The 23,700-nt window shown below is 70.8% G+C and carries 28 protein-coding genes and 1 pseudogene; 10 read left to right on the top strand and 19 right to left on the bottom strand.

Annotation, left to right across the window (positions count from 1 at the left end):
- Window positions 1–971 (bottom strand): sigma-70 family RNA polymerase sigma factor (locus tag G3I40_RS15705; protein ID WP_164302780.1); only part of this gene is annotated, 971 nt, incomplete at its 3' end.
- Between the two features lie 237 nt (window positions 972–1,208).
- On the opposite strand from G3I40_RS15705, the gene G3I40_RS15700 reads away from it, so the two are divergent.
- Entirely contained in the window at window positions 1,209–1,643 is a 435-nt protein-coding gene (locus G3I40_RS15700; RefSeq protein ID WP_164302779.1) for an SsgA family sporulation/cell division regulator, read from the top strand.
- A 9-nt stretch (window positions 1,644–1,652) separates the two neighbouring features.
- On the opposite strand, the gene G3I40_RS15695 is transcribed toward G3I40_RS15700, so the two are convergent.
- Window positions 1,653–3,167 (bottom strand): MFS transporter, encoded by a 1,515-nt coding sequence (locus G3I40_RS15695; RefSeq protein ID WP_164302778.1) that lies wholly within the window; start codon window positions 3,165–3,167, stop codon window positions 1,653–1,655.
- A gap of 170 nt (window positions 3,168–3,337) precedes the next feature.
- Window positions 3,338–3,796, bottom strand: a complete 459-nt coding sequence (locus tag G3I40_RS15690; RefSeq protein ID WP_164302777.1) for a hypothetical protein — start codon at window positions 3,794–3,796, stop codon at window positions 3,338–3,340.
- A gap of 124 nt (window positions 3,797–3,920) precedes the next feature.
- Between G3I40_RS15690 and G3I40_RS15685 the strand changes: the two genes are divergently transcribed.
- Window positions 3,921–4,544: a histidine phosphatase family protein gene (locus tag G3I40_RS15685; protein WP_164302776.1), complete on the top strand. Its 624-nt coding sequence runs from the start codon at window positions 3,921–3,923 to the stop codon at window positions 4,542–4,544.
- A gap of 69 nt (window positions 4,545–4,613) precedes the next feature.
- Here G3I40_RS15685 and G3I40_RS15680 read toward each other — a convergent pair whose 3' ends face one another.
- The 3 genes and pseudogenes from G3I40_RS15680 to G3I40_RS15670 form a co-directional block, all read right to left on the bottom strand.
- Window positions 4,614–5,108, bottom strand: a complete 495-nt coding sequence (locus tag G3I40_RS15680) for a glutathione peroxidase (RefSeq protein ID WP_164302775.1) — start codon at window positions 5,106–5,108, stop codon at window positions 4,614–4,616.
- A gap of 303 nt (window positions 5,109–5,411) precedes the next feature.
- Entirely contained in the window at window positions 5,412–6,263 is an 852-nt protein-coding gene (locus G3I40_RS15675; protein ID WP_164302774.1) for a helix-turn-helix transcriptional regulator, read from the bottom strand.
- Window positions 6,264–6,278: 15 nt separating this feature from the next.
- A pseudogene (locus G3I40_RS15670) lies at window positions 6,279–7,029 on the bottom strand (DUF6879 family protein).
- Between the two features lie 212 nt (window positions 7,030–7,241).
- Between G3I40_RS15670 and G3I40_RS46460 the strand changes: the two are divergent.
- The 4 genes from G3I40_RS46460 (at window position 7,242) to G3I40_RS15655 (ending at window position 9,267) form a co-directional block, all read left to right on the top strand.
- On the top strand, window positions 7,242–7,418 hold the full coding sequence (locus tag G3I40_RS46460; RefSeq protein WP_203644144.1) for a hypothetical protein: 177 nt from the start codon (window positions 7,242–7,244) through the stop codon (window positions 7,416–7,418).
- A gap of 207 nt (window positions 7,419–7,625) precedes the next feature.
- A complete protein-coding gene (locus tag G3I40_RS15665; protein ID WP_164302773.1) occupies window positions 7,626–7,952 on the top strand; it encodes a hypothetical protein in 327 nt (108 codons plus the stop codon).
- A gap of 71 nt (window positions 7,953–8,023) precedes the next feature.
- Entirely contained in the window at window positions 8,024–8,542 is a 519-nt protein-coding gene (locus G3I40_RS15660; RefSeq protein ID WP_164302772.1) for a hypothetical protein, read from the top strand.
- A 68-nt stretch (window positions 8,543–8,610) separates the two neighbouring features.
- Window positions 8,611–9,267, top strand: a complete 657-nt coding sequence (locus G3I40_RS15655; RefSeq protein WP_164302771.1) for a class I SAM-dependent methyltransferase — start codon at window positions 8,611–8,613, stop codon at window positions 9,265–9,267.
- A 29-nt stretch (window positions 9,268–9,296) separates the two neighbouring features.
- Here the strand turns inward: G3I40_RS15655 and G3I40_RS15650 are convergent, their stop codons facing one another.
- From G3I40_RS15650 to G3I40_RS15640, 3 genes are all read right to left on the bottom strand, one after another.
- On the bottom strand, window positions 9,297–9,455 hold the full coding sequence (locus G3I40_RS15650; RefSeq protein ID WP_164302770.1) for a hypothetical protein: 159 nt from the start codon (window positions 9,453–9,455) through the stop codon (window positions 9,297–9,299).
- Between the two features lie 118 nt (window positions 9,456–9,573).
- Window positions 9,574–10,119: a hypothetical protein gene (locus tag G3I40_RS15645; RefSeq protein ID WP_239091760.1), complete on the bottom strand. Its 546-nt coding sequence runs from the start codon at window positions 10,117–10,119 to the stop codon at window positions 9,574–9,576.
- Window positions 10,120–10,366: 247 nt separating this feature from the next.
- Window positions 10,367–11,143 (bottom strand): ABC transporter permease, encoded by a 777-nt coding sequence (locus tag G3I40_RS15640; protein ID WP_343244940.1) that lies wholly within the window; start codon window positions 11,141–11,143, stop codon window positions 10,367–10,369.
- 121 nt (window positions 11,144–11,264) lie between these two features.
- Between G3I40_RS15640 and G3I40_RS15635 the strand changes: the two genes are divergently transcribed.
- Window positions 11,265–12,350: an S-(hydroxymethyl)mycothiol dehydrogenase gene (locus G3I40_RS15635; protein WP_164302769.1), complete on the top strand. Its 1,086-nt coding sequence runs from the start codon at window positions 11,265–11,267 to the stop codon at window positions 12,348–12,350.
- Window positions 12,350–12,997, top strand: coding sequence for an MBL fold metallo-hydrolase (locus G3I40_RS15630; protein ID WP_164302768.1), 648 nt, complete (start codon window positions 12,350–12,352; stop codon window positions 12,995–12,997). The genes G3I40_RS15635 and G3I40_RS15630 overlap by 1 nt, the downstream gene beginning before the upstream one ends.
- Window positions 12,998–13,026: 29 nt before the next feature.
- Here G3I40_RS15630 and G3I40_RS15625 read toward each other — a convergent pair whose 3' ends face one another.
- The 3 genes from G3I40_RS15625 to G3I40_RS15615 form a co-directional block, all read right to left on the bottom strand.
- Window positions 13,027–13,425 (bottom strand): ATP-binding protein, encoded by a 399-nt coding sequence (locus G3I40_RS15625; protein ID WP_239091761.1) that lies wholly within the window; start codon window positions 13,423–13,425, stop codon window positions 13,027–13,029.
- A 341-nt stretch (window positions 13,426–13,766) separates the two neighbouring features.
- On the bottom strand, window positions 13,767–14,054 hold the full coding sequence (locus G3I40_RS15620; RefSeq protein ID WP_164302766.1) for a hypothetical protein: 288 nt from the start codon (window positions 14,052–14,054) through the stop codon (window positions 13,767–13,769).
- Window positions 14,055–14,140: 86 nt separating this feature from the next.
- The gene (locus tag G3I40_RS15615; protein WP_164302781.1) at window positions 14,141–15,694 is read right to left on the bottom strand and encodes an FMN-binding glutamate synthase family protein; all 1,554 of its coding nucleotides are present in this window, start codon (window positions 15,692–15,694) and stop codon (window positions 14,141–14,143) included.
- 141 nt (window positions 15,695–15,835) lie between these two features.
- On the opposite strand from G3I40_RS15615, the gene G3I40_RS15610 reads away from it, so the two are divergent.
- Window positions 15,836–16,531 carry a DUF2470 domain-containing protein gene (locus tag G3I40_RS15610; RefSeq protein ID WP_164302765.1) on the top strand — a complete coding sequence of 232 codons (696 nt, stop codon included), beginning with the start codon at window positions 15,836–15,838 and terminating at the stop codon, window positions 16,529–16,531.
- Here G3I40_RS15610 and G3I40_RS15605 read toward each other — a convergent pair.
- From G3I40_RS15605 to G3I40_RS15580, 6 genes are all read right to left on the bottom strand, one after another.
- Complete coding sequence (locus G3I40_RS15605) at window positions 16,512–17,609, bottom strand: acyltransferase family protein (protein WP_164302764.1); 1,098 nt, start codon at window positions 17,607–17,609, stop codon at window positions 16,512–16,514. The two genes, G3I40_RS15610 and G3I40_RS15605, sit on opposite strands and share 20 nt — an antisense overlap.
- 158 nt (window positions 17,610–17,767) lie before the next feature.
- The gene (locus G3I40_RS15600; protein ID WP_164302763.1) at window positions 17,768–18,562 is read right to left on the bottom strand and encodes an SDR family NAD(P)-dependent oxidoreductase; all 795 of its coding nucleotides are present in this window, start codon (window positions 18,560–18,562) and stop codon (window positions 17,768–17,770) included.
- 8 nt (window positions 18,563–18,570) lie between these two features.
- Complete coding sequence (locus G3I40_RS15595) at window positions 18,571–19,242, bottom strand: TetR/AcrR family transcriptional regulator (RefSeq protein ID WP_164302762.1); 672 nt, start codon at window positions 19,240–19,242, stop codon at window positions 18,571–18,573.
- A 79-nt stretch (window positions 19,243–19,321) separates the two neighbouring features.
- Entirely contained in the window at window positions 19,322–20,314 is a 993-nt protein-coding gene (locus tag G3I40_RS15590; protein WP_343244939.1) for a PhlD, read from the bottom strand.
- Window positions 20,315–20,447: 133 nt separating this feature from the next.
- Window positions 20,448–21,266, bottom strand: a complete 819-nt coding sequence (locus G3I40_RS15585) for a helix-turn-helix transcriptional regulator (RefSeq protein WP_164302760.1) — start codon at window positions 21,264–21,266, stop codon at window positions 20,448–20,450.
- A gap of 436 nt (window positions 21,267–21,702) precedes the next feature.
- Entirely contained in the window at window positions 21,703–22,893 is a 1,191-nt protein-coding gene (locus tag G3I40_RS15580; RefSeq protein WP_164302759.1) for a DUF4032 domain-containing protein, read from the bottom strand.
- A gap of 55 nt (window positions 22,894–22,948) precedes the next feature.
- On the opposite strand from G3I40_RS15580, the gene G3I40_RS15575 reads away from it, so the two are divergent.
- Window positions 22,949–23,119 carry a hypothetical protein gene (locus G3I40_RS15575; protein ID WP_203644141.1) on the top strand — a complete coding sequence of 57 codons (171 nt, stop codon included), beginning with the start codon at window positions 22,949–22,951 and terminating at the stop codon, window positions 23,117–23,119.
- Here the strand turns inward: G3I40_RS15575 and G3I40_RS15570 are convergent.
- Window positions 23,087–23,700: gfo/Idh/MocA family oxidoreductase (locus tag G3I40_RS15570; protein WP_164302758.1), on the bottom strand; the 614-nt coding region annotated here is incomplete at its 5' end. The two genes, G3I40_RS15575 and G3I40_RS15570, sit on opposite strands and share 33 nt — an antisense overlap.

The raw sequence follows: 23,700 nt of genomic DNA, 5'->3' as shown, positions 1-23,700 counted from the left end.
CGCTGCGGCGGCGTCGCGTCCCCGGGTCCGGACAGGACGAGCCCGGCGGCGACCGCCGCGCCCGCCACCGAGACCCCCAGGACGCCGGCCACCGCGGCAGGCGCCTTGGTGCCGCCGGCCAGTACGTGGCGCATCCCGTGCAGAAGTCCGCCGCCCGTGCCATGACCACCGGACGCCGCTCCGGCACCGGCACCGGCTCCGGCTGCGAGCGGCAGCAGGAACTTGCCCGCGCCGCCGAGGGCGAAGACCAGGAGCGCAGGGCCCGTGAGGGCGGGCAGCCGAGTGTTGGCGCGCAGCAGCACCGCGAGCCGCGCCCCGCAGTCGTCGCAGGTGTCGACGTGCGCGAGGAGCTTCTCGGACTGGCGCGCGGACGCGCCGTCGCGCACGTGCGCCGGCATCCGGTCCCAGTGCGTCTGGCAGGCCGGATCCTCGGGTGTACCGGGATGGGCCCGCAGGAACGCCTGCCGCATCCCCTCCCGCGCCCGGTGCAGCAGCACGGCCGTCGCCCCGCTGCCCGCGCCGATGCGGCGGCCCACCGCCTCCAGCGGCTGCCCCTCCGCCTCGGCCAGCCACAGGGCCTTCACCCAGCGCTCCGGCAACTGACCGAGCACCCGCGTCAGCAGATCCACACCCGCCGCACGGGCGGCCGGGTCCTCGGTGTCGTACGCGGCGGTGAAGACCGGCGCCGACTCGACCCCGACGTGCGGGTCGAGCGGAGTCTCCCGGGCGGCCCCGCGTCCGGCCGTGGCCGCGAGGTGGCGCACGGTGGTGGTCAGATAGGCGGGCACGTTGTCGATCGCATGTCCGGAGGCGAGCCGCCGCCACACCCGGAAGTGCGCCTCGGCGACCAGGTCGTCGGCGAGCCAGGGACTCCCCGTCAGCGAGCGGGCGTACGCGACGAGGCGTGGCTGCTCGGCCTCGTAGATGCGGGCGTACTCGGATATCGGCGCGGCGGCGGGGCCGTCGGTCATGGCAGGACTCTTCCGTCTGACATCGGCGGTCAAGGCGATCTATTCGAGGCGATACATGCGGAATGGCCCGACTGCGGATCGGGCGGCAAGTTTGCAACGATAATTGACAAATGTCGGATTATGGAGGGGTGAGTGGCGCAGGTCACACTGACGTCCTCGGGCTTTGCCGTAATGCGTGCGCCCGCTGCCGCGTCGAACAGGCATCAGGAACACGCAGCGCAGAAAAGGGAGCCTGCCATGCCGACCACGCTGCCCGTCATGCTCGAACAGCCCGCCCGTGCCCGGCTCGTCACCGCCGGGGGCCGGGGACCCGAGCGCCCCGTCACCGTCACGCTTCGTTACACGTGCGCCGACCCGCTCGCCGTCGAGCTGGTCTTTCCCGCTGCGGTCACGCTCGCCGGGACCGAGGTGACATGGGCGTTCGCGCGCACCCTGCTCGACGAGGGCCTGCGCACGCCCGCGGGCTCCGGTGACGTGCACGTCTGGCCGTGCGGCCGGGCCAGGACGGTCGTGGAACTGCACGCGCCCGAAGGGATGGCCGTCGTCCAGTTCGACACCTCGGCCCTGCGGCGCTTCCTGCAGCGCTCGTACGCTCTCGTCCCCGCAGGCGAGGAGGACGTGAGTGCCGTCGTCGACCGCGCGCTGGCCGGACTGTTCGGCCGCCAGGGGTGAGGCGGACGCTCACCGTTCGGCGCCGGGCTCCAGGGCCGGTCCGCTGACCCCGAGATGGGACCGGCACTGCGGCTTCGGGGCCTCGTCGAGGCGCGGCCGTATCTGCCGCGGGCGGACGAACACCGCCGCCGTCACGGCCGCCAGCGTGAACAGCAGGGCACAGCCGTACGCGGCCCGGTGGAAGGAGTCGTTCACCTCGGCGGGCCGGGTGTAGGCCTCCCCGGACAGGCCCACGGCCAGCGGCAGCGCGGCGACGACAAGGAGCTGCGCGACGCGCGCCGCCGTGTTGTTCACCCCACTGGCGAGCCCGGCGTGCTCCGGCTCCACCGAGGCGAGGACCGTCGCGGTCAAGGGCGCCACGAACAGGCTCATGCCCAGGCCGAGCACGGCGACCGCGGGCAGTACCTGCGCGACGTACGACGCGTCGGGCCCGATCCGCAGCATCAACAGCACCCCGGCCGCGGCGACGAGCGGGCCGACGACGAGCGGCGGCGTCGGCCCCACCCGGCGGGCGAGATCACCGGCCCGCGCGGAGAGCAGCAGCATCAGCGCGGTCACCGGGAGCGTCGCCGTGCCGGCCTGCAACGCGTCGTATCCCAAGGTGATCTGCAGCTGCACGGGCAGCAGGAAGAGGATGCCGCCGATCCCCGCGTACAGGCAGAGCGTCATCCCGTTCGCCGCGCTGAACAGGCGCGAGGCGAACAGCGACGGGGGCAGCATCGGCGCGGAGCGGCGCCGCTCGACGAGCACGAAAGCGACACCGGCGGCGACGCCGAGCACGGCGGGCAGCGCCGTGGACAGGGCGGAGGCACCGCCGGACGACCCGATCAGCGCGTAACTCACCCCCGCCAAGCACACCGCGGCGAGCACGGCTCCGGCCCGGTCGAACGGGGCGTCGGCGGCCCCCGCGTCCCGGCTCTCGGGCACGTGCCGCACCGCGACGGCCAGCACGAGCGCGGCGAGCGGCACGTTGATGAGGAAGATCCACCGCCACCCCGGCCCGTCGATCAGCCACCCGCCCAGAAACGGCCCGAGCGCTCCTGCCACACCGGTGAGGCCGGACCACGCGCCCACCGCCCGCGCCTGGTCGTCCGGGTGGAACACCGACCGCACCAGCGCCAGGGAACCCGGCGTGAGCAGCGCGCCGCCCACTCCCTGCAGTGCCCGCGCCGCGATCAACGTCCCCTCGTTCGGGGCGAGTCCGCACAGCGCCGACGCGAGCGCGAACCACGTCACGCCGAGCACCAGCGTGCGCCGCCGCCCGATCCTGTCGCCCATCGCGCCACCCCACAGCAGCAGCGCGGACAGCGTCAGCATGTAGGCGTTGACGACCCATTGCAGGACGGACAGCGAGGCCCCGAGATCGCGGCCGATGGTCGGCAGCGCGACGTTCACGACGGTCCCGTCGAGCATCGCCATTCCGGAGGCCAGCACGACGCACGACAGGATCCACCGTCCGCGTGCCGACGACAGCCGCACACCGGGAGTGGCGGCATCGGGTCCGAGGCGCTCCGTTGCAGTCATCGCGCACATTCTTCTACGGGGAGGGGCTCAGCACACTCCCATGGCGACGCAGGCGCGGCAGCCACGCGGTCGTGTGCGTATGAATGCCGCCTCGCAGGAGCCGGGCTCACCGGCGCGGACCGCGCTTCCCGGAGCGGACCGACAGACGCGGGACGCTTGAGCCCTGGGCGCTACAGACTCAACCGGTAGAAGCGATCGCCCTCTTCGTCGTCCAGCGCCTCCGCTTCCAGCAACGTACAAAGCCCCTCGGCGAAACCGGGTTCCGCAGGGAACCATTCGAGCCGCGAGTACCCGGCGGCACGGGCCTGATCGGCCGCCTCCTGTACCAGGGGTACCAGCGTCTCCAGCTCCGAGCGGGTGCCCGGAGGCTCGGTGTTGTGGACCTTCGCGATCCGTTCGCGTTCCCGCTCGACCATGATCCACTGAAGAATCGCCGCGCCCTGCTCGCTCGGATGGGCGAAGAACACCACCCACCCCACCAGCGCGTCCCCCTCGCTCCCGGAGATCGTGCCCGCCGGTTCCGGCCAGCTCACCTTCGTCAGATCCGGGATGGGAACCGGCAGCCCTGCGTACAGCTGGCGATAGAGGTGTTCCTCGCCCGCCGCGTCGCTGACCTGTTCAAGCTGCACGTCGCCTCCCTTGGTGCCCTGATCACCACCGTCATCCAGCCCCGCGCCCCTCGCAACCGGACCGGACCGCGCCGACGTCCCTCCATCGACAAGATCACCATGGCACGGAGGCAGGAGAGTCGCGATGACCGGCACAGCCACCCGATACCTCTACCTCGTCCGGCACGGCGAGGCCGCCCCGGACGAGAACGGGCTGACGGAGGTGGGCCGCCGCCAGGCCGCGCTGCTCGGCCACCGCGTCCGGGACATCCCGCTCGCCGCGGTGCACCACGGCCCACTGCCCCGGGCACGGGAGACAGCACGTGCAGTGGGCGACCACCTGCCGAACGTCCCGCTGCGGATCTCGGAAGCGGCAGGTGACTACGTCCCCTACATACCGCAGAGGGAGGAACTCCCGCCCGCATCGGCAGACTTCTTCCTACGCTTCCTCGCCGACACCACCGACGAGGAACGGACCCAGGGAGCGGCCCTGGCCCGCCAGGCCCTGGAGCTGTTCACCGGGCCGGTAGCCGGGACAGCGGACCGGCACGAACTCCTGGTCACGCACAACTTCCTGGTCGCCTGGCTGGTCCGGGACGCCATGCACGCACCGAAATGGCGCTGGCTCTGCCTCAACCACGCCAACGCGGCACTGACGGTCATCCGCTACACCCCGGACCGACCGGCCACCGTCCTCGTCTCCAACGACATGCGACACCTGCCCGCCGCACTGCGCTGGACCGGCGTCCCTGCGGAACCGCACATCTGAAGCCCTGTGAATCGGCTGGGCCGAGCCTCCTGCCGACTCTCAGCAGGAGGAACCGCCGACCCTCGCTCTTCACACCGCCTGGAGCTCCCGCTCGATCGCCGCGACGACCTCGGGCGCGTCCGGGGTGGTCTGCGGCGCGAAGCGGGCCACGACCTCGCCGGACCGCCCGACCAGGAACTTCTCGAAGTTCCAGCGGATGTCGCCGCTGTGCCCCTCGGCGTCCGCCGTCTCCACCAGGTTCGCGTACAGAGGATGCCGCTCGCCCCCGTTGACCTCGACCTTCTCCGTCATCGGGAAGGTCACGCCGTACGTGGCCGAGCAGAACTCGGCGATCTCGTCAGCGGAACCGGGCTCCTGCCCCATGAACTGATTGCAGGGCACCCCGAGCACCGTGAAGCCGCGGTCCGCGAACTGCTTCTGGAGGTCCTCAAGCGCGTTGTACTGCGGGGTGAGCCCGCACTTCGAAGCGACGTTGACGATCAAGACGGCCTTGCCCAGGTACTGGGACAGGTCGGCGGATCCGCCCTGGAGGCGGTCGATTTCTACTGCGTCGTAAACGGTCATGGTCCGGAGAGTACGCGGCTCCGGCCCTCTGATCGCCTCCACCCCTTACCGGACGAAGCGCCCCCCTCGCATCGAGGCGGGCGCCTCTTTGCGTGGGGTGCCCAGTACTGACACTCGCGTGATTCTCGCCCCGGTCGGATGAGCCGTACACGCCGCCGCAGGTGCGCGCCCGTGGTCACTGACTCTGTACGTGCTCGCACGCCTGTGACTTGCCGCGTTCGCCATCGGCGGCGTGCGGACGAATGGGGCGAGTAAGCCTGGCGGCTGCCGAGCGAGCCGGCCGTGCAGGTGCCGTCGCGGGAGTCACCGTGAGCTGAGCGTCCGCCGGGCCGCGTTGATGACGTTGTGCGCGTCGGCGCCGTACACCGCGGACTCGCGCAACGTGTTCCAGACCTTCATGTACAGGGCGACGTTGTCGGCATCGTCGAGCCACAGTTCGGCGTGCCAGTCCTCTGCGATGACGAGTCGCCGGTCGAGTACCCAGAAGCCGTTGGCAGGGGCGACCTTCACGGAAGCCGAGAACGGAATGACCCCCAGTTCGATTGTGTCCATGCCGATCATCGCGGTGAGCCGGTCGAGTTGGATCGCCAGCACGGACGGTGGGCAGACCAGGGAGCGCAGCGCCGCCTCCCAGATGAGGACGCGGAACCGGTGGCCACGCTCGGACAGCCAGTCCTGCCGCCGTGCCCTGGCGCGCACGGCGTCCTCTACGTCATCGGCCGATCCGTGCAGCCCGGCATAGTGGCGGAAGACGTGGCGCGCGTAGTCGGCCGTCTGGATCATGCCGGGAATGACCGCCTCTTCCCATGCGTGGATGACGGCGGCCCGGTCGACCTCTGCGTTCCAACGGTCCTGCACAGGCCGGTGCCCCCTCGCCAGCTGACGGCGCCATGACTGGATCTGGGTCTCGAAACCGGCGAGGCGGGCGGCGAGTTCATCGAACGCGGCGGGACTGCCGACGGCGTCCGCGAGGGCGTGCAGGTCTTCCCGAGTCGCGGTCTGCTTGCCGCCTTCGAGCTTGTAGATCTTCGAGTGCGGCCAGCCGAGCAGGCCGGCGAGCTGCGGACCGGTGAGCTTGCCTTCGGGGCGCTGGATTCGGAGTTCCTTCAGACGTGCCCCGAGTGCTTCCCGTGCCTGCTGATAGTCAGTGCTCACCGGTCACGCTCACAGTCACTCGGTCGCGGACACCTGTGCCGCGAAGTACTCGTACGGAGTGGCGTGATGCACGGCGGCGTCACGCGCCATGGAGTACCGCACCACTTCGGCGGGCTCCGTAACGGTCTCGATGCTGGTCAGTACGTCGGCGTCGTCGAAATGCAGGACGACGACGAGCCGCGAGTCGAAGATCCAGAAGTCTTCTTCGAGCAGGTTGATCCGCTGTGCGTCGGCGCGCCACAGGCAGCCGACGTCCTCGCCAGATGCTGCGTTGCATCCGGCGTAGCCGATCAGGAACCGCTGGCCTTCGGTCGGCGGGTTGTCGACGACGCGGACCCGGCCGACGCTCCTGCCCGCGTCGGTCTGGCGCTTGATGTTCTGGTTCCACGCGCTGTCCAGATCCCAGGGCACCTGCCCGGTCTTGAGGAAGGCCGCGTAGTCAGGGTCCTCGCGGTCGGAGGCGTAGCCGCGCCGCGTCTCCAGGTGCCAGGCGGTGTGCTCGAACGTCTCGAAGAGACGGGCGAACTCATCCGGACCGATCAGCTCTGGCACACGGTCCATCTCCTTCGGTGCCCAGTTTGACGAGCAGTTGACGCGGTACGACGACGGCGACGTCCCCGGCATCGAAGTGCTGGAGCTGCGTCACGTCGTCCGGGTCGGTGAGCGGTGTGCCCTGGACGATGACCTCGCGGGTGTCCAAGTCCTCGTGAAGTGCCGGGCATCCGCCGTTCTTGCTGTCGGTGCCGGTGAAGCGCAGCTGCCTCATGACCGAGTCCTTTCGAGGGACGTTGATCAATCCAGGATGGCCGCACACCGGGCCCTGCACCACAGGCTCTCGCTCTCCGCGTGAGAACACCAGAGAACATTCGGCCAGGGTACGAGACCATCCGAGAACATTCACTGTTACGGCGAACACGCCTTCCCTAGCGTCCTGTTCATGGCCACACGACCTAAGCCGCCGCTGGACGTGACCCCGAGATGGCGACCGAGTCGCTGCGGTCGGCCTTGAGCGAAGCGGGCATCGTCCTGCCCACGCTCGTTGCCGACCACGCGTCGCCGCATCTCGGGCCCGTGATCCTCGGCAGCGTCCGTGCCGATGTGGCCAGACGACTGGAAGACGTGATCCGGCGAGGGGGCCGTAAAGGTGAAGAGTGAATGGACTAGGGGCACTCTGGTCGTCGACACCGAACGGGACAAGCCGGGCCGCGTCATGGGCCATGTCGGGGGTTACGTCCAGCTCCGGGCGCCGGGCGGCGGACGCGAGTGGGATGCCGACCCCGCTCGTGTCCGGCTCGCCGACGAAGACGAGCGCCTGCGGACGAACATCGCAGAGCTGAGCCTGACGACGCCGGGGCGGTGCGTATGCGGCGAACCGATCGACCTGTGGGCCTGCGCTCCGGACTGCTCGCCCCGGCCGTGGAAGAACGGGACCCGGTGAGCCGCGAGGTCTGCCGCGAGTGCGGCAGGGAGACGGACGAGCCGGTGGCGGTCGCCCTCGAACACGTCGCCTCCCTCGGCGGACACGTCGCGCACGTATGCCCCGTGTGCCGGTTCGCCCTGGGACTTGTGCCGCTGGATCAGCATCCGGCCGGCTCGCTGGGCTTCCCGCGCTACGAGCCCGGCATCCCCCAGACCGAGCGGCAGTGGGGGACGGCACGGCATCGCAAAGGCCCCGCTGCCGCTCGCTGAACTCCCGCCCCGGCCGTCCGGAGGTGAGGCGACCGGGGCGGGCCATGATCCCGACCAGAAGGGAAACACCCGTGACTGTCCTGGCTGAACGCCCGCTCGTCACCGCGAGCAGGGATCCGCGTGAACTCCTCAATGCGGTGCGCCCGTTCGTGAGGGAGCACACCTACAACGTCTTCGACGCGCCCGGGAACGAGGGCGATCTGTGTGACCGTGAGGTCGCACTGCTCATGCGCGACAACCTGCTGACCCGTTCGTGGGCCGAAGAGATCCTGGGCAACGGAGTGATGTACCTGATCACCGCCCTGGAACGCCCCGACCTGCACCTCGGGATCGGCAAGATAGCCGACCTGGGGGTACATCAGATCTACCTCGACACCCCGGTGGCCTTCGCGTTCTTCGAGGTCTACAACGTCGCGAAGAGCGGCGCGTACAAGCATCACGCGCCGCTCGTGCAGCGCCGCACCGACGGCCTCGTGCTCCGCACCGTGGACGTGATCCGCGGCCAGGGCTTCGAGCCGAGTGCGGAGATGTGGGCCGTGGACGGCGCCGACTGTTCGCCGTGCGATGACAAGGTGCCTGACAGCCACTGACCGCCACAAGCGTCCGCCCTCACGCCCCCGAGTGGAGGCGGGTTCACCACCACTGACGAAGGAACGCAGTGCCCGTACCTCACGACATCGCCGCAGAGACCGAACTCTGGGACGCCTATGCCGCGTCGGCGTTCAAGGACGACATGGAGCCGGTGTTCAACTGGACGCAGTACGCCGGGCACGGCCCCGGCCCTGAGCTGCTGGGGCAGCCGGCCAGCGCGCTGGAGATCGGATGTGGCACCGGCCGTGCCGTGGCCTATCTGGCGCAACGCGGCGTGAAGGCTCGCGGTGTCGACCTCTCGCCGGTGATGGTCAAGCAGGCCGGCGAGCGGTGGGCGCAGACGAGCGCGCAGTTCGAGTGCGGTGAGGTGCTCGACTTCCTGGCGGAGGACACGCAGACCCACGACGCTGTGTACTCGATCTTCGGTGCCGCCTGGTTCACCGACCCGAGCGGGCTGTTCCCGCTCGTGCGTGAACGCCTGGCGCCCGGCGGGGTGTTCGTGTTCTCCCAGCCACCGGCGATCCCCGGCGCCTACGGCCCGCAGGGCATGTACAAGGGCGGGTTCGCGGGGAAGGCGATGTTCACCTATCGCTACAGCTGCAAGCCTGCCGTGTGGGAACGGCACCTGACCCGCGCCGGGTTCGCCAGCGCTCAAGCACTGGTGATCGAGGCGCCGACCCCCGGTCACATCGGCACACTGACCGTCTGTGCCGTGGCCGACTGAGGAAAACGCCTGAACAGCCCGCTTCCTGCTCAGACGTATTCGTCCTTGGACAAGTCCGTGGCCATCAGGTTGTCTTGAACCGCTCCGTCCCCGGCGTCGTCGCCGGTGGCCTGGAGCACGGTGAAGGTGGCCGTTCCGGCGACAGCCATGGCAGCCACGGAGAGGGCGACGGCGCGCATCTGCCTCACGCTGATCATCCCCCAGTCTTGTGTCGTCGTCGCAGTCGCCTGAAGTCGGTTTGATGGTCCGCAGTGTTGTCAGCGGTACTCCTGGGCCGGTTCGCCGGGGCTGTAAGGCCCTTGGCCCCTACGCCGACAGTTCCGACCGCCAGGGCCGGGGCCACTGTCCGGACGGGGGAGGGGCGCCGCCGATGCCCAGGTCCTGGCGGGCGTTCTGATAGAAGGTGTCGCGCGCGGCGCTGGCGTTGCGGTGGGCCTTGGTCCAGTCGCTCGGGGAAGGGCATCCCTCGCGTACGAGCAGCTCTATGGTCCAGACGGCTTCGTGCCACTTCCGGGCCGCTGCGATGGTCGGTGCGTCGCCGACCAACAGCATGGACTCCCACTCCGCCGCCCGGAGGGATTCGGCCTCCGCCATCAGCGGGAAGCCTTGGTCCGGGTCCAAGGGATCGGTGACGTCGGCGTATCCCATGGCCGCTCCGACACGCTGTGCAACGCGAAGCTGTGCCTTGAGAACGTTGCCGTAACGGCTGTACGTGTCAAAGCGCTTCTCGTCCCACCGCTCGACTCTCTGGCGCTTCCATTTGCGGCGCTCGGTAAGGCTCTGCGCCACATAGGAGCCGGCCGAACCCACAACAACGCCGATCATTGCGGGTAGTTGGTCCGCCAACGACATGCTTCCCCCTCCGTCCATCTCATCAGTGACGTGCTCGGCAGGCGCCTGCAACGGCATGTCCGCCCCCACGGTTACGCCCTTCCCTTGGATCGCGAGAGCGAGGAGCAATGGAGGAACGGGATCTCAGGTCGGATGCTCGGGCACGTCACAAGCGATACCTCATCTCTTCGTGAAGATCAGCGAGTTGGTGAACCTCATCTAGGTGAATGGGGCGGCGACGCACGGGCTCGCCGCCGGCGAATCCTGCTCACCGGTGCAGCCGCCCCCGCGCCACCAGTTCCACCGTCGTCGCCACCGCGATCGCCTGTACGGCCAGGAGTGCCACGAGGACGAAGAGCTGGACCGCGCCGGCCATGACCGGGGAGGCGCCGCCCAGGAGCATGCCGACGAAGGCGCCGGGGAGGGTGACCAGGCCGACCGTGCGGGTCTGGTCGAGGCCGGGGAGCAGGGCGTCCGATGCCGCGGGGCGGGCTATTTCGAGGCGGGCCTCGTGGGGGAGGAGGCCGAGGGCCAGACAGGCCTCGACCTCGCCGTTGCGTGTGGCGAGTTCGTCCAGGGCGCGGCGGCCCGCGAGGACCGTCGCGGTCAGTGCGCCGCCGATGAGGATGCCCGTGACCGGGATCAGTGCGATGCCGCGCAACGGCAGCAGGCCGGAGGCGACCAGCGCGCCGACGGTCGGCGTCACCGGTACCACGAGGGGCAGCGCCGCCCACACCCAGCTGCGGTCCGGCGTGATGCGGCGGCCCGCCGTGCGCGCCGCCACCGTGCACATCAGCAGGAGGAAGGCGAGCAGTGCCGCGCCGTGCTGGATCACCCACCCGATCACCAGGGAGACGGCGCCGAGCTGGACCGCGGCGCGCACGCCCGCCACCGCGATGTCCTTGGCCCGCCGCCACGACGCGTCCGGCGCGAGCCGGAACACGGCGGCGACCGCGGCCGCGACCACCAGGAGCACGACGAGCGTCGCCGCGAGGGCGCCGTTGACGGGGAGCAGGGTGGACGCGGCCACCGTTCGCGCTGGCACGCACGCAGCCTAGAACGCTCCGACCAGGGGACCGGTGCTGTCCTGCACCACGGGAGTGCGCGACGATGGGTGGGCAACACTGCGCAGGAAGACGACGCCGACAGAAAGAGGGCCGACCGTCATGGCACAGCAGGTGCAGGGCGTGATCGCGCGGGCCAAGAGCGCACCGGTGACGATCGAGACGATCACCGTGCCGGACCCGGGACCGGGCGAAGCCGTGGTGACGATCCAGGCGTGCGGGGTCTGTCACACCGATCTGCACTATCGGGAGGGCGGGATCAACGACGAGTTCCCCTTCCTGCTCGGGCACGAGGCCGCGGGCGTCGTGGAGTCGGTGGGGGAGGGCGTGAGCGAGGTCGCGCCCGGGGACTTCGTGATCCTCAACTGGCGCGCCGTGTGCGGGCAGTGCCGGGCCTGTCTGCGCGGCCGCCCCCAGTACTGCTTCGACACGCACAACGCCAAGCAGAAGATGACCCTGGCCGACGGCACCGAGCTGTCGCCGGCGCTGGGCATCGGCGCGTTCGCCGAGAAGACGCTCGTCGCCGCCGGGCAGTGCACCAAGGTCGACCCGGCCGCCTCCCCGGCCGCGGCCGGGCTGCTCGGGTGCGGAGTGATGGCCGGCATCGGCGCCGCCATCAACACCGGCGAGGTCGGGCGGGGCGACTCCGTCGCCGTCATCGGCTGCGGCGGAGTCGGCAACGCCGCCGTCGTGGGCGCCCGGCTGGCGGGTGCCGCGAAGGTCATCGCGGTGGACATCGACGACAAGAAGCTGGAGACGGCCCGCTCGCTCGGTGCCACCCACACCGTCAACTCCCGCTCCACCGATCCGGTCGAGGCCGTGCGCGAGCTGACCGGCGGCTTCGGTGCGGACGTCGTCATCGAGGCCGTCGGCCGTCCGGAGACGTACGAACAAGCCTTCTACGCACGGGACTTGGCCGGCACCGTGGTGCTCGTCGGCGTGCCGACGCCGGAGATGCGGCTCGATCTGCCGCTGCTGGACGTGTTCGGGCGCGGCGGTGCGCTCAAGTCGTCCTGGTACGGCGACTGCCTGCCCTCCCGGGACTTCCCGATGCTGATCGACCTCTATCAGCAGGGGCGTCTGGACCTCGACGCGTTCGTCACGGAGACGATCGCGCTCGACGAGGTGGAGAAGGCGTTCGAGCGGATGCACCACGGTGACGTGCTGCGCTCGGTGGTGGTGTTCTGATGGCCGGCACGACGGACAGCGGCGCCCGGATCGAACACCTCGTCACCTCCGGCACGTTCTCCCTGGACGGCGGCACCTGGGACGTCGACAACAACGTGTGGCTCGTCGGTGACGACTCCGAGGTCCTCGTCATCGACGCGGCGCACGACGCCGACGCCATCGCCGCGGCAGTGGGCGAGCGGCGGCTCGTCGCCATCGTGTGCACCCACGCGCACGACGACCACATCGACGCCGCCCCCGCCCTCGCCGCCCGCACCGGTGCGCCGATCCTGCTGCACCCCGCCGACACCGAGCTGTGGAAGCGTACGCATCCGGACCGGGCGCCCGACGCCGAGCTCACCGACGGACAGCAACTGACCGTCGCGGGAGTGGAGTTGACGGTTCTGCACACGCCGGGGCACTGCCACGGCGCGGTGAGTCTGTACGCGCCCGCGCTCGGCACCGTCTTCACGGGAGACACCCTGTTCCAGGGCGGCCCCGGCGCGACGGGTCGCACGTTCAGCGACTTCCCGACGATCGTCGACTCGATCAGGGAGCGGCTGCTGACCCTGCCGCCCGAGACCGTCGTACGCACCGGACACGGTGACAGCACGACGATCGGGGCGGAGGCGCCGCAGCTCGACGAGTGGATCAAGCGCGGCCACTGAGCCGGTCCCGTCCGGTCCGGGGCGGCGGGTCAGGAGGGCGCGAACACCGCCCGCACTGTCTTGCCGCCCCGCGGATGCGGCTCGACGCTCCAGTGGTGCGCGAGGGCGTGCACGAGAGCGATGCCGCGGCCCGATTCGGCCGACTCGGACGCGGGCTTGAGTGCGGGCAGACCCGGTCCGTCGTCCTGCACCGCGACGGTCAGCTCGCCCGCCTCCAGGCACAGACTCATCCGGCAGCGGCCGACGGCCGCCCGGTTGGCGTTCGTGACGAGTTCGGAGACCACCAGTTCGGCGTCCGCCGCCTCGCCCGGGCGTCCGGCCAGGAACGACCGGGTCAGGCGGCGGGCCCAGCGGGCGGCGCCGGAGCCCTGCGGCATCAGGTACTCCACGCGTGCGGTACGCCGATCGGCGTCCCTGAGCGCACGCATTGCGATCACTCCCTCTCCTTGCATCCTGCGTGGACCTTGCTTCGGTAACGGTCCCCCTTCCCACGGAACGTGATCGCCAAGCGGGAGTGCTCCCGCGGGCCCACGAGTGCGGGATACGCGTGACCGATGCGGCGGCCGATCAGCAGGTGGGCGCCACACGCGCCCGCCGCGTCGAACAGCACGTCGTCCGCATCGGACGCGCGGCCCTGCGCGAGTGCGCCCCGGGTCGGTTCCACCGGCGTCCGGTGGGGGGCGCGGTTCGCGGTCGTGGAGCAGGCCGTCACCGATGCCATGGATTTCGTGTGCCCCGGCCGCCCGGGATCACGCGGAGCGACGCGGCATCAGTCGTCCTCTGTGGGGTGGGCCAGAGCGTCCAGGAAACGGTCGAGTGCCGGTGACGAGGCGCCGTCCGCGCAGCGTGCCCGCTCCACCTGCGGTATCGACAGCTTGCCGAGGTGCAGTGCCTGGGTCTCGATGGCCTGCGCCAAGTGGAGCCGCTCCATGGCCCGTTCGGCAGCCGTGCGGCGAACGTACTCGACGACCGTCACGCCCAGGTGGTCCGCGTGCCTGCGGACCGCTTCGTACTCGTCGGGCGTGAAGAGATCCCGCAGAAGCGCAGTATCGTCCATGGCGGCATGATGCCGGTCCGGTTCGCGGTGCGGGGGCGGATGGCATATTCACCCCCCGTTCGCGTGGAGTTGGGGCGTTCGGGAGCTCAGAAGCGGTCGGGGTGCGCCGCCGCCCAGTCGGCTGCCCAGGACGCGGGCGCCCCGTCGGTCAGGCTGCCGGGTTCCAGCCAGTCGTAGAGCCGGGCGTAGGAGAGCACCTCGTGCGGTGCGATGCGGCGCATCAGCAGGTCGGGCCGCAGTTGTCGTGGGTCCGTGACGCCCATCGCCGCCATGATCTGCGCCGCGCTGCGCACCGTCGCCTGCTGGTAGTGGTGGACCCGTTCTGCTTTGTCTGTGATGTCCAAGGCCCGTGCCCGGCGCGGATCCTGAGTGGCGACACCGACGGGGCAGGTGTTGGTGTGGCAGCGCTGCGCCTGGATGCAGCCGACCGCGAACATCATGGCGCGGGCCGCGTTCGTGAAGTCCGCCCCTTGGAGGAGCCGTTTGACGATGTCGGCGCCGGTGGCCACCTTGCCGCTGGCGCCGATCCGGATCCAGTCGCGCAGTCCCGTACCGACGAGGGCGTTGTGCACGGTGATCAGCCCCTCGGTCAGCGGGGTGCCGAGGTGGTCGGCGAATTCGAGCGGTGCGGCGCCCGTGCCGCCCTCCGCCCCGTCCACGATGACGAAGTCCGGTGTCACTCCCTCCTCCAGCATCGCCTTGCAGACCGAGAGGAACTGGGCCCGCGAGCCCACGCACAGCTTGAACCCGACCGGTTTGCCGCCTGTCAGTTCTCTCAACTCCTGTAGGAACAGCACCAGTTGACGGGGAGTGGCGAACTCCCGGTGATAGGGCGGGGACACCACCGTCTCGCCCTCGGGCACGTCCCGTACGCGTGCGACCTCCGCGGTGACCTTGCCGCCCGGCAGCACCCCGCCGATGCCCGGCTTCGCGCCCTGCGACAGCTTCACGGACACGCATCTGACCTGCGCGTGGGCGGCCTTGGCGGCGAATTCGGCGCGGTCGAAGCCGCCCTCGGCGGTGCGGCACCCGAAGTAGCCGGTGCCGATCTCCCAGACCAGGTCGCCGCCGAACGCCAGATGGTGGTCGGAGAGGCCGCCCTCCCCGGTGTCGTGCGCGAAGCCGCCCAGTGCCGCGCCCTTGTTGAGGGCGCGGATCGCGGGCGCGGACAGGGCGCCGAAGCTCATCGCCGAGACGTTCAGGAGGGCCATGTCGTACGGGTGCGAACAGTGCGGCCCGCCGACGCGCACGGTCGGGGTCCCGTCGGGCGGATCCACGGGGCGCATCGACGGCACCAGGTACTCGTACCCGTTCTCGTACACGTCCCGTTCCGTGCCGAACGGCTCCTCGGCCTCCTCGCCCTTGGCCCGCTCGTACACGATGCTGCGTACGTCGCGGTCGTAGGGCCGCCCGTCGTAGTTGCGCTCCACGAAGTACTGCTGGACCTCGGGGCGCAGGTCCTCCATCAGGAACCGCAGGTGCCCGAGCAGCGGGTAGTTGCGCAGTACGGAGTGGTGCGACTGCGTCAGGTCCCAGGTGCCGAGCGCGGTGAGTGCGAGCAGCGGGCCCGCGGCGCACCACCACCACGGCGAGAACAGCAGCGACAGGAGCAGGGTCGCGACCGCGGCGGCGACGACCATGAGGAAGGCGAGGAAACGGCGCACGCGGCGAGTCAATCGCACCCGGGGGCGGCCGGCGCGGCGGCGACACCGGGCGATGGGGTGGACCCTCACCGGCGATCTCCGATAAGTTAGGCAAGGCTTACCTAATGGAGGTTCGGGATGGGTGTCCGACAGATCGCTACCGCCGTGCCCACCACGGCGGCCCGCGCACGCTCCGTACTCGCTGCCGCATGGACCTGCGGCGTCACCACGGACGTGGGACAGGACGACCTCGTCGGCGCGCACCGCGTCACCGAGGACGGCACCGTGCGGATCGCGCCGCCGCCGGACAGCGTGCTGGCCGCCGCCGTGCTCTGCTCCCCGCACGGCCGGCCCACCACGCTCCTGGAGTTCGCCGACGCCGCACCGGTCCCGGTACGCGACCGGGTCCGGGCCCGGCTGTGGCTCTCCGGTGAACTCGTGCCGCAGGGCGAGGAGATGGTGCTGCGCCCCGAGCGCGCCGTGCTGCAGACCCGCACCGAACGCCTCGGCATCGACCTCGACGAACTCGCCGCCGCCGCGCCCGACCCGCTGGCCCTCGCCGAGCCCCGGCTGCTGACGCACCTCGCCGAGGCGCACCCCGAGGCCGTCGAACAGCTCACCCGGCTCATCACCGCCGACAGCCTGCACGGCGTCGTGCGCGTCCAGCCCCTCGCTGTCGACCGGCACGGCCTGACGCTGCGTCTGGAGCGCACCCGGGGACAGGCCGACGTGCGCATCCCCTTCCACAGCCCCGCCGACGACCTGGCCTCGCTCACCGAGCGCATGCACTGCCTGCTCGCCTCGGCGCAGACGCTCACCCGCCGCCGGAGGTGACCTTCTCCCGGCCCGCGGGAGGCTGCGCGGGCTCCGGCTTCGGCTGCGTACGCCGGAACGCCCACTCCATGCGCGGCTCGACGACGTACTTGAACACCCGGCGCACCGGATTCGTGCACAGCAGGGTGATCCCGGTGACCGCCGTCGCCGTGACCGCCAGTTCGCCCAGCGGCGTGTGCAGCCACGGATGGTCGTACCACGCGCCGAAACGGGAGGCCTTGATGACGAATCCGTGCAGCAGATACGCGTAGATGGTCCCGGTGCCCAGCGCGGTGAACCACAGTCTGCGGCCGGGCACCCACGCGAGGAAGACGGCCGTGAGCACCAGCGCGAGGGCGAACAGGGCGGGCGTCGCCCACAGCCCCCACCACGCGGGCACCCCGCGCCCCACGACACTGCCCCGGTGGTAGAACCAGCCCGCGTCGAACCATGGCGCCACCCGGTACGCGGCCACCAGCGCGGCGAGCCCGGCCGGCAGCAGGAGCAGGCGCGCCCGCCAGTTGCGCAGCCGCGAGAAGTGCTCGGGCCGCAGCACCAGGCCCACCACGAAGAACGGCAGGAACTGCAGGACACGCTGCAGCGCGAGATCACCGCCCGCGCCGGGCCACATCGACACGGCCGTGCCGAGCGCGAGCGCCACCGGGACGGGATGGCGCAACTGCAGCCACAGCGGCGTGGAGAGCCGCCAGATGAACAGCGCCGCCAGGAACCACATCAGGTACCAGGGGTCCAGCAGACTGATCGGATACCCCGGGTCGTCCTGCGCCCAGCGGTAGAACAGCGTGTACGCCACCTCGAAGACGACGTAGGGCACGACGACGCCGGTCACCAGGCGCTTGAGCCGCCCCGGAGCCATGTCGAAGCTCCGCGAGAAGTATCCCGACACCAGCGCGAACGCCGGCATGTGGAAGGCGTAGACCGTGAGGTACACCGCCGTCACGGCACGGCTGCCGTAGGTCAGCGGCTCCCACGCGTGTCCGCACGCGACGAGCACGATGGTCAGGAACTTCACGTTGTCGAAGTACGACTCGCGGGCCTTGCCGCCGCCCGGTGTGCCGTGTACTGCCTGCCGTTGCATGGTGCTGCCGCGCCCCTCCTCGACCGAAACCCTGCGCCTTCCCCGGGCCGACCGTTCCATGACTGGGGAGGCGGCACAAGTGCCGGAAGGGCCTTCGCGACACAATGGAGAGCATCGCGAAGGCCCGTGAAGGGGTGTCTTCCGGCGTCGGGCGTGGCTCAGACGGCGGTGTAGGCGCCGTCCACCAGGTGGTAGCTGCCGGCGAGGAACGAGGCGCGGTCCGAGAGCAGGAACGCGATCAACTCGGCGACCTCCTCGGACCGGCCGAGCCGTCCCGCCGGGTGCAGCGCGACGAGCCCGTCGTAGGCGGCCTCGTCCATCTCCTTGAGGAGCGGGGTCTCGATGAAGCCCGGGCCGACCGCGTTGACGCGGATGCCCTTGGCCGCGTACTCGGCTCCGGCCGTCTTCGTCAGGCCGACGACGCCGTGCTTGGCGGCGACGTAGGCGGGCGAGCCCGTGAAGCCGACCGAGCCGAGGATCGAGGCGACGTTCACGATGGCGCCGCCCTTGCCCGCGGCCTCGATGACCGGGAGCTCGTAGCGCATCGAGTAGAAGACGCCGTCGAGGTTGGTCCGCACGACACGGTCGTAGACATCGATGTCGTACTCGCCGGTGGGCGCGCTGGCGCCGCCGATGCCGGCGTTGTTCACGGCCAGGTCGAGCCCGCCGAAGGTGTCCACGGTGAACCGGACGGCGGCCTCGACGGAGGCGGGCTTCGTCACGTCGAGCGCGACGGCGGCGGCGTCGATGCCCTCGCCCTTCAGCGCCTCGGCGGCCTCCTTCGCGCCCTGCTCGTTGAAGTCGGCTATGACGACGTGCGCGCCGCCGCGGCCGAGGCGGCGGGCGGTGGCCAGACCGATGCCGGAAGCGGCGCCGGTGACCAGGGCGGTCCGGCCGCTGAACTCGGCGGCGTACTCGGTGACCCGGCCGGTGGTGGGGGTGGTGGTGCTCATGGTGCGTGTCACTCTCTCGACGTACTGGTTGCGGTGTCGGAGGCGGCCGCCGACCGGGCGGCCTCCTCGATGAGGGCGTCGTAGGCCCGCGCCACCAGATCGGCGAGGTCTTCGGCGTCCTTGCCGCCGCGCGCCCAGGTGCGCAGCGCGGCGGTCAGCACACCGGCCGCGGCGCCGACGACGACCTCGGGACGCGCGTCCCGGGCCGGGTCGGTGCCGAGTCGGTCGGCGATGATGCGGACGGACTCGTCCTGGGCGTCCACCCGGATGCGTTCGTACGCGGCGAACAGGGCCGGCTCGCCGTCCACGGCGGCGTACAGCTCGCGCAGCCGCGGACGGTGGTGCCAGGAAGGGGTCTCCCGGTCGGCCAGCCAGTCCGCGACGGCCCTGCGGTACGCGAGGAGCGGGGGCTCCTCGACGGGGCGGGCCCGCAGGGCTGCGTTGATGCGGGCGCCGTCCGCGCGGGTGAAGTCCAGCGCCGCGTCCTCCTTGCCGGTGAAGTGCCGGCTGAAGGTGCGGCGCGTGACGTCCGCGCGCTCGGCGATCGCCTCGACGGTGACGTCCCCGAGCCCCCGCTCGAGCACCAGCGCGACGGCCGCCTCGGCCAGCGCCTCACGCGTACGCCGGGCCTTGACCTGCCGACGGTCCTCGGGGGGTCGGGTGGGCTCGTTCGCCTTCATGACTTCCACAGTACACCTTTATGTCCCAGTGGGACATGAGTCCCGATGGGACGTTCAACAGGTCGGCCGGGCCGTCTCGTCAGGCGTGCCAGTGGCCGTGCAGGGCGGCCGTGGTGAAACCCGGGCCGTAGGCGACCATGGTGCCGCGGGCGCCGGCCGCGGGGGGCTCGCCGTGCGTACGCTCCAGGACCCGCAGCACGCTGACGCCGCCGAGGTTGCCCTCGTCCGTGAGGGTGTCGGTGGAGTGGCGGGCGGCCTGCGGGTCCAGCCCGAGCAGGGCGGCCGTGTCGTCGATGATGCGGGGGCTGCCCGGGTGGATCACGGCGAAATCGGTGGACCGGGGGCCGAGCCAGTCCCGGAGCACGGGCAGGACTTCCCCGCTCGAGTTCCGGCCCTGTTTCGTGGCGTCGAAGTGGATGCCGTCCGCCTCGATCCGGCCCGCGAGGCGCTCCGACGTGCCGGGGAGGGTGTACTCGAAGGAGTCCTCGACGGTGAACCCGGGACCGAGCGGTGTGTCGCTGACCACGGCGGCCGCCGCGGAATCGCCGAAGAGGGCCTTGTAGATCATCGACTCGATGCCGCTGTCGCTGTGGTGGTACACGGTGGAGAGAATCTCCGCAGCGACCACGAGCACCTTGCTTCCCGGACGAGCCGCTGCCATCTCGGAGGCCCGGATCAGGCACTTGGCCCCGCCCGTGCACGCGGCCGTAGTCACCGCGAGGCTGCGTGCCGACGGGCGCATGCCGAGCCGGGTCATCAGGGATATGTCGAGATTGGGTACGGCCCAGCCGGTGGTGTGCGTCGTGACGATCGCGTCGAGGTCCGTCGGGGCGAGACCGCTGGCGGCGAGCGCGGCGAGCGCCGCCTCCTGGGACAGATCGAGGGCGTCCTCGAAGTCGGCCCGTACGCGGTCGGCGATTCCGGCCTCGCCTGCGACGGTGCCCACGTCGAGGGAACGGCTGAAGTAGCGGGTCTGGACGCCGCATCCGGTGACGGCACGTACCAGGGCGTTGAGGCGGGGGTGGTCGTAGTGGTGCGCGCGTATGTCGTCGACGATCTCGGCAGTCGTCACTTTGTGAGCGCCGAGAGCGGTGATGGGTCTGGAGATATAAGCAGGCATGTGGAGGCTCCCACTGGGGTCAAGGGGGCGTGGGGGAGCCTTCAAGTTACGTCAATACGGGACGAGTCAGAAGGGGCTGCAGCTCTCAGGCCTGCAGTGCGGGCCTGCGCATATGTGTGTTCCGGACGCCCGGGTGGAACACGAGGATCATCAGGCGGGCGCCCGGCGTGGTGAGCGGCTGAGCCGCGCACATCGTGGCCCAGCCGGCACCCCACTGCGGGTGCAGCAGGGGCCGTTCGTCGCCGTCCGGGTGGATCGCGGCTCCGCCGGCTTCGTAGAGCGCTGCCCCTTCCGGGTCGGCGAGCACCTCCTTCTCGATCTGGCGCAGGGTGTCGTCCTCGGGCCGGCTGGCGAGCGCCGCGCGCAATTGCGGCATGACCAGCGGAGCCCAGGTGTGAGGCCAGTCCTTGAGGACGACCCGGGCTTCCGGCTCCAGGAGCATCCAGCGCATCGTGTTGCCCGGGGGACGCCCGCTCGGGAACAACGTGACGAACGCCTGGTTCCAGGCGAGCAGATCCCAGGACGCGTCCGACACGTAGGCCATGTGGGTCATCCCGTCCACGGCCTCCTGCCAGACCCCGGGAACTTCCTTGCCCGACGTGTTGTACAGCGCCCCCGGTGGATCCTGCAGCAGTGCATACCGGCACAACAGCACCCACTCCTGCTCGTTCAGCCCGAACAGGCGGGCAACATCGCGCAGCAGATCGGTGGGCGCGTTCGGGTAGCTCCCCGACTCCAGCCGGTGGTACGTCCCCAGAGTGCGGTGCAGTAGTTGGTCGACCTGGTGCTGTGACAGGCCGGGCGCCCGCCGTCCTTGTCCCGTGGGGCGGGTGAAGCCGTGGGACTCAGGGGCTATGAGGGCGCGCCGTTCACGGAGCAGGGCGCGGAGCGCCTTCTTGTTCATGGTGGGTAATCCCTCTTCGTACACGCCGAGTTGAGCGTGAGCAGTCTAAATACTCCCATCGTCTTTGGTAATAAACATTGCCCGAAGAAAACGATCAGACGGTCCGTCATGATGGGGCGTGCGGGGTTGTCCACCTGCCGGTTTCATCATCTGTGGGCGCGTAGACACAGTGATGCGGCACCTGTGCCGGGCCGCTCGAAAATGGCCGAAATTTCCCGGCGTCGGGCTAACCCGCCAGCCTCTGGGGCTGTTTGAGGAAGAGAGCGGACCGGGCCAGCCAATTGTTCGATGTGGCCGGAAAATGCGTTGCACGACGCACGTCCTGTTCTCGTCCCCGAGCGGTGTCCGGGGGTCACTGGCTGCGGTCGGTGCCGTCACTCGCCATTACGTAGCGGCCACGGCACCGGCCGCGCCCGGTCCCGCGCGGCCGTCCTGGTCAGCCGGGCTTGCGCAGCCCCTTCACATAGTCCTCCGCCGCCGCGTCCAGGCCGATGTCGTGCTGGGCGCGCTCGGACAGGTACCAACGGTGTTCCAGGAGTTCGTGGTAGAGCTCCGCCGCGTCCATGGGCGACGGGATCCGGTCGCGCACCGCGCGCACCGTCGGGCGGAACACGTCGCGGACCCACCGGTGGGCGAGCACCTCCGGGCGGGCGTCCGGGGCGTCGTCCTGGGTGGCCATCCAGCTCTCCAGGTCGCCGAGCAGACGCCGCGCCTGGTTCTCCTCCGCGTCCAGGCCGGTGAGGCGCAGGAGTTGGCGCTGGTGGTGCCCCGCGTCGACGACCTTCGGCACGAAGGTGACGGTGTCGCCCTGCGGCGAACGGGAGATCTGCATCTCGGCCACGTCGAAGCCCAGGTCGTTCAGCCGGCGGATGCGGCGCTCCATGTAGTGGTGCTTGCCCGCCGGGTAGACCGACGTACGGGTCAGTTCGCTCCACAGGTTCGCGTACCGCCCGGCGATCTCGGTACCGAACTCGACCGGGTCGATGGACGGGTGCAGCGCCCCCGACGCTTCCAGGTCGAGCATCTCGCCACTGATGTTCACCCGCGCCAGATCGATGTCGTACTCGCGCTGCCCGTCGCTCAGCTTCGGGTGCAGCTCACCCGTCTCCGCGTCGACGAGATACGCCGCGTACGCGCCCGCGTCGCGCCGGAACAGGGTGTTGGACAGCGAGCAGTCGCCCCAGGCGAACCCGGACAGGTGCAGCCGGACCAGCAGCACGGCCAGCGCGTCCATCAGGCGGTGCACGGTGGACGGGCGCAGCGTCGTCTCGAACATGGAGCGGTACGGCTGGGATCCGCCCAGGTGCCGGGTGATCAGGACCGGTTCCAGCGGGCTTCCGTCCGGCTGCTCGCGGCCCGTGACGACGGCCAGCGGGTCGACCGAGGGAATCCCCAACCGGTCGAGCGTGCGCAGCAGTTCGTACTCGCGCAGGGCCGGACGCTCGGCGAGCTCCTTCACCGCCACCACCTCGTCCCCGGCGCGCGCGTAGCGCACGACGTGCCGGGAGATGCCGCGTGGCAGCGGCACGAGGTACTCCTCGGGCCACTCCTCCAGGGGGATGTGCCACGGCAGGGCGAGCAGGAGCACCGGGTGCTCGGGGTTGGTGGCACTGATCTGGAGCGGCATGGTCACCAGCGTAGAGGGCCCGGTCGGGGCCCGATGAGCGCGTGGTCCGCGGCTCATGGCGCGGTTCGCCGCCGCGTACGGGCGGGTCGTCGACCCGCGGACGGTCATGGCGTACGCCCTGCTGCACGTGTACGCCGATCTGGCGTGGTACCTGCGGGAGTTGCCGCCGCCGGGCGGGGAGACGGAGCTCGGCTCACTCGCCGAGGTGTGGTTCGGATGCTGCTGAGTCCAGGGAGCGCTCCGCTGCGGAGAGGATCTCCGTCAGGCGGAGGCCGAAGCGTGCGTCGCAGGGGGCCGCGACACCCGTGCGGGCCGCGTCCAGCAAGGTGTCGACGGCCCTGGCGAGCGACTCCTGGGCCGTGCTGCCGCCCACCGGCATCGTGAACACCCCCTTGGTTCCCCGCAGTTCGACCGCGACGCCGCCCGCCGCGGAGGGAGTGGTCAGGCTGAGCGCGGCCGTGGCGGAGGCGCCCGACACGTGGCGCAGCACCAGGTGCACGGTGTCGCCGGGGCCGCGCCGGGCGGTCACCGACTCCGCGTCGCCGAGGATCGGCAGCAGGACCGACAGGGCGTGCGGGCCCACGTCCCACAGCGCGCCCCGCTCCGCGCGCCACGGCGTCGAGGCACGGATCGCGGCGTCGTCACCGGGCGTGTACAGCGCGCCGTACCAGTCGGCGCGGCCGGTGAACCAGCCGTCCGCGGCGGCCTGCTCGTCGATCCACTGCGACGTGGCACGCGCGTAGCGCATGGTGCAGAAGACGGCGGAGGCGACCCCCGCCGCATCCGCCGCAGCCACCACCGCGCGAG

This window comes from Streptomyces sp. SID14478, from assembly GCF_010548525.1.
GTDB lineage: Bacteria > Actinomycetota > Actinomycetes > Streptomycetales > Streptomycetaceae > Streptomyces.
This window is presented reverse-complemented; position numbering and strand designations above follow the sequence as displayed.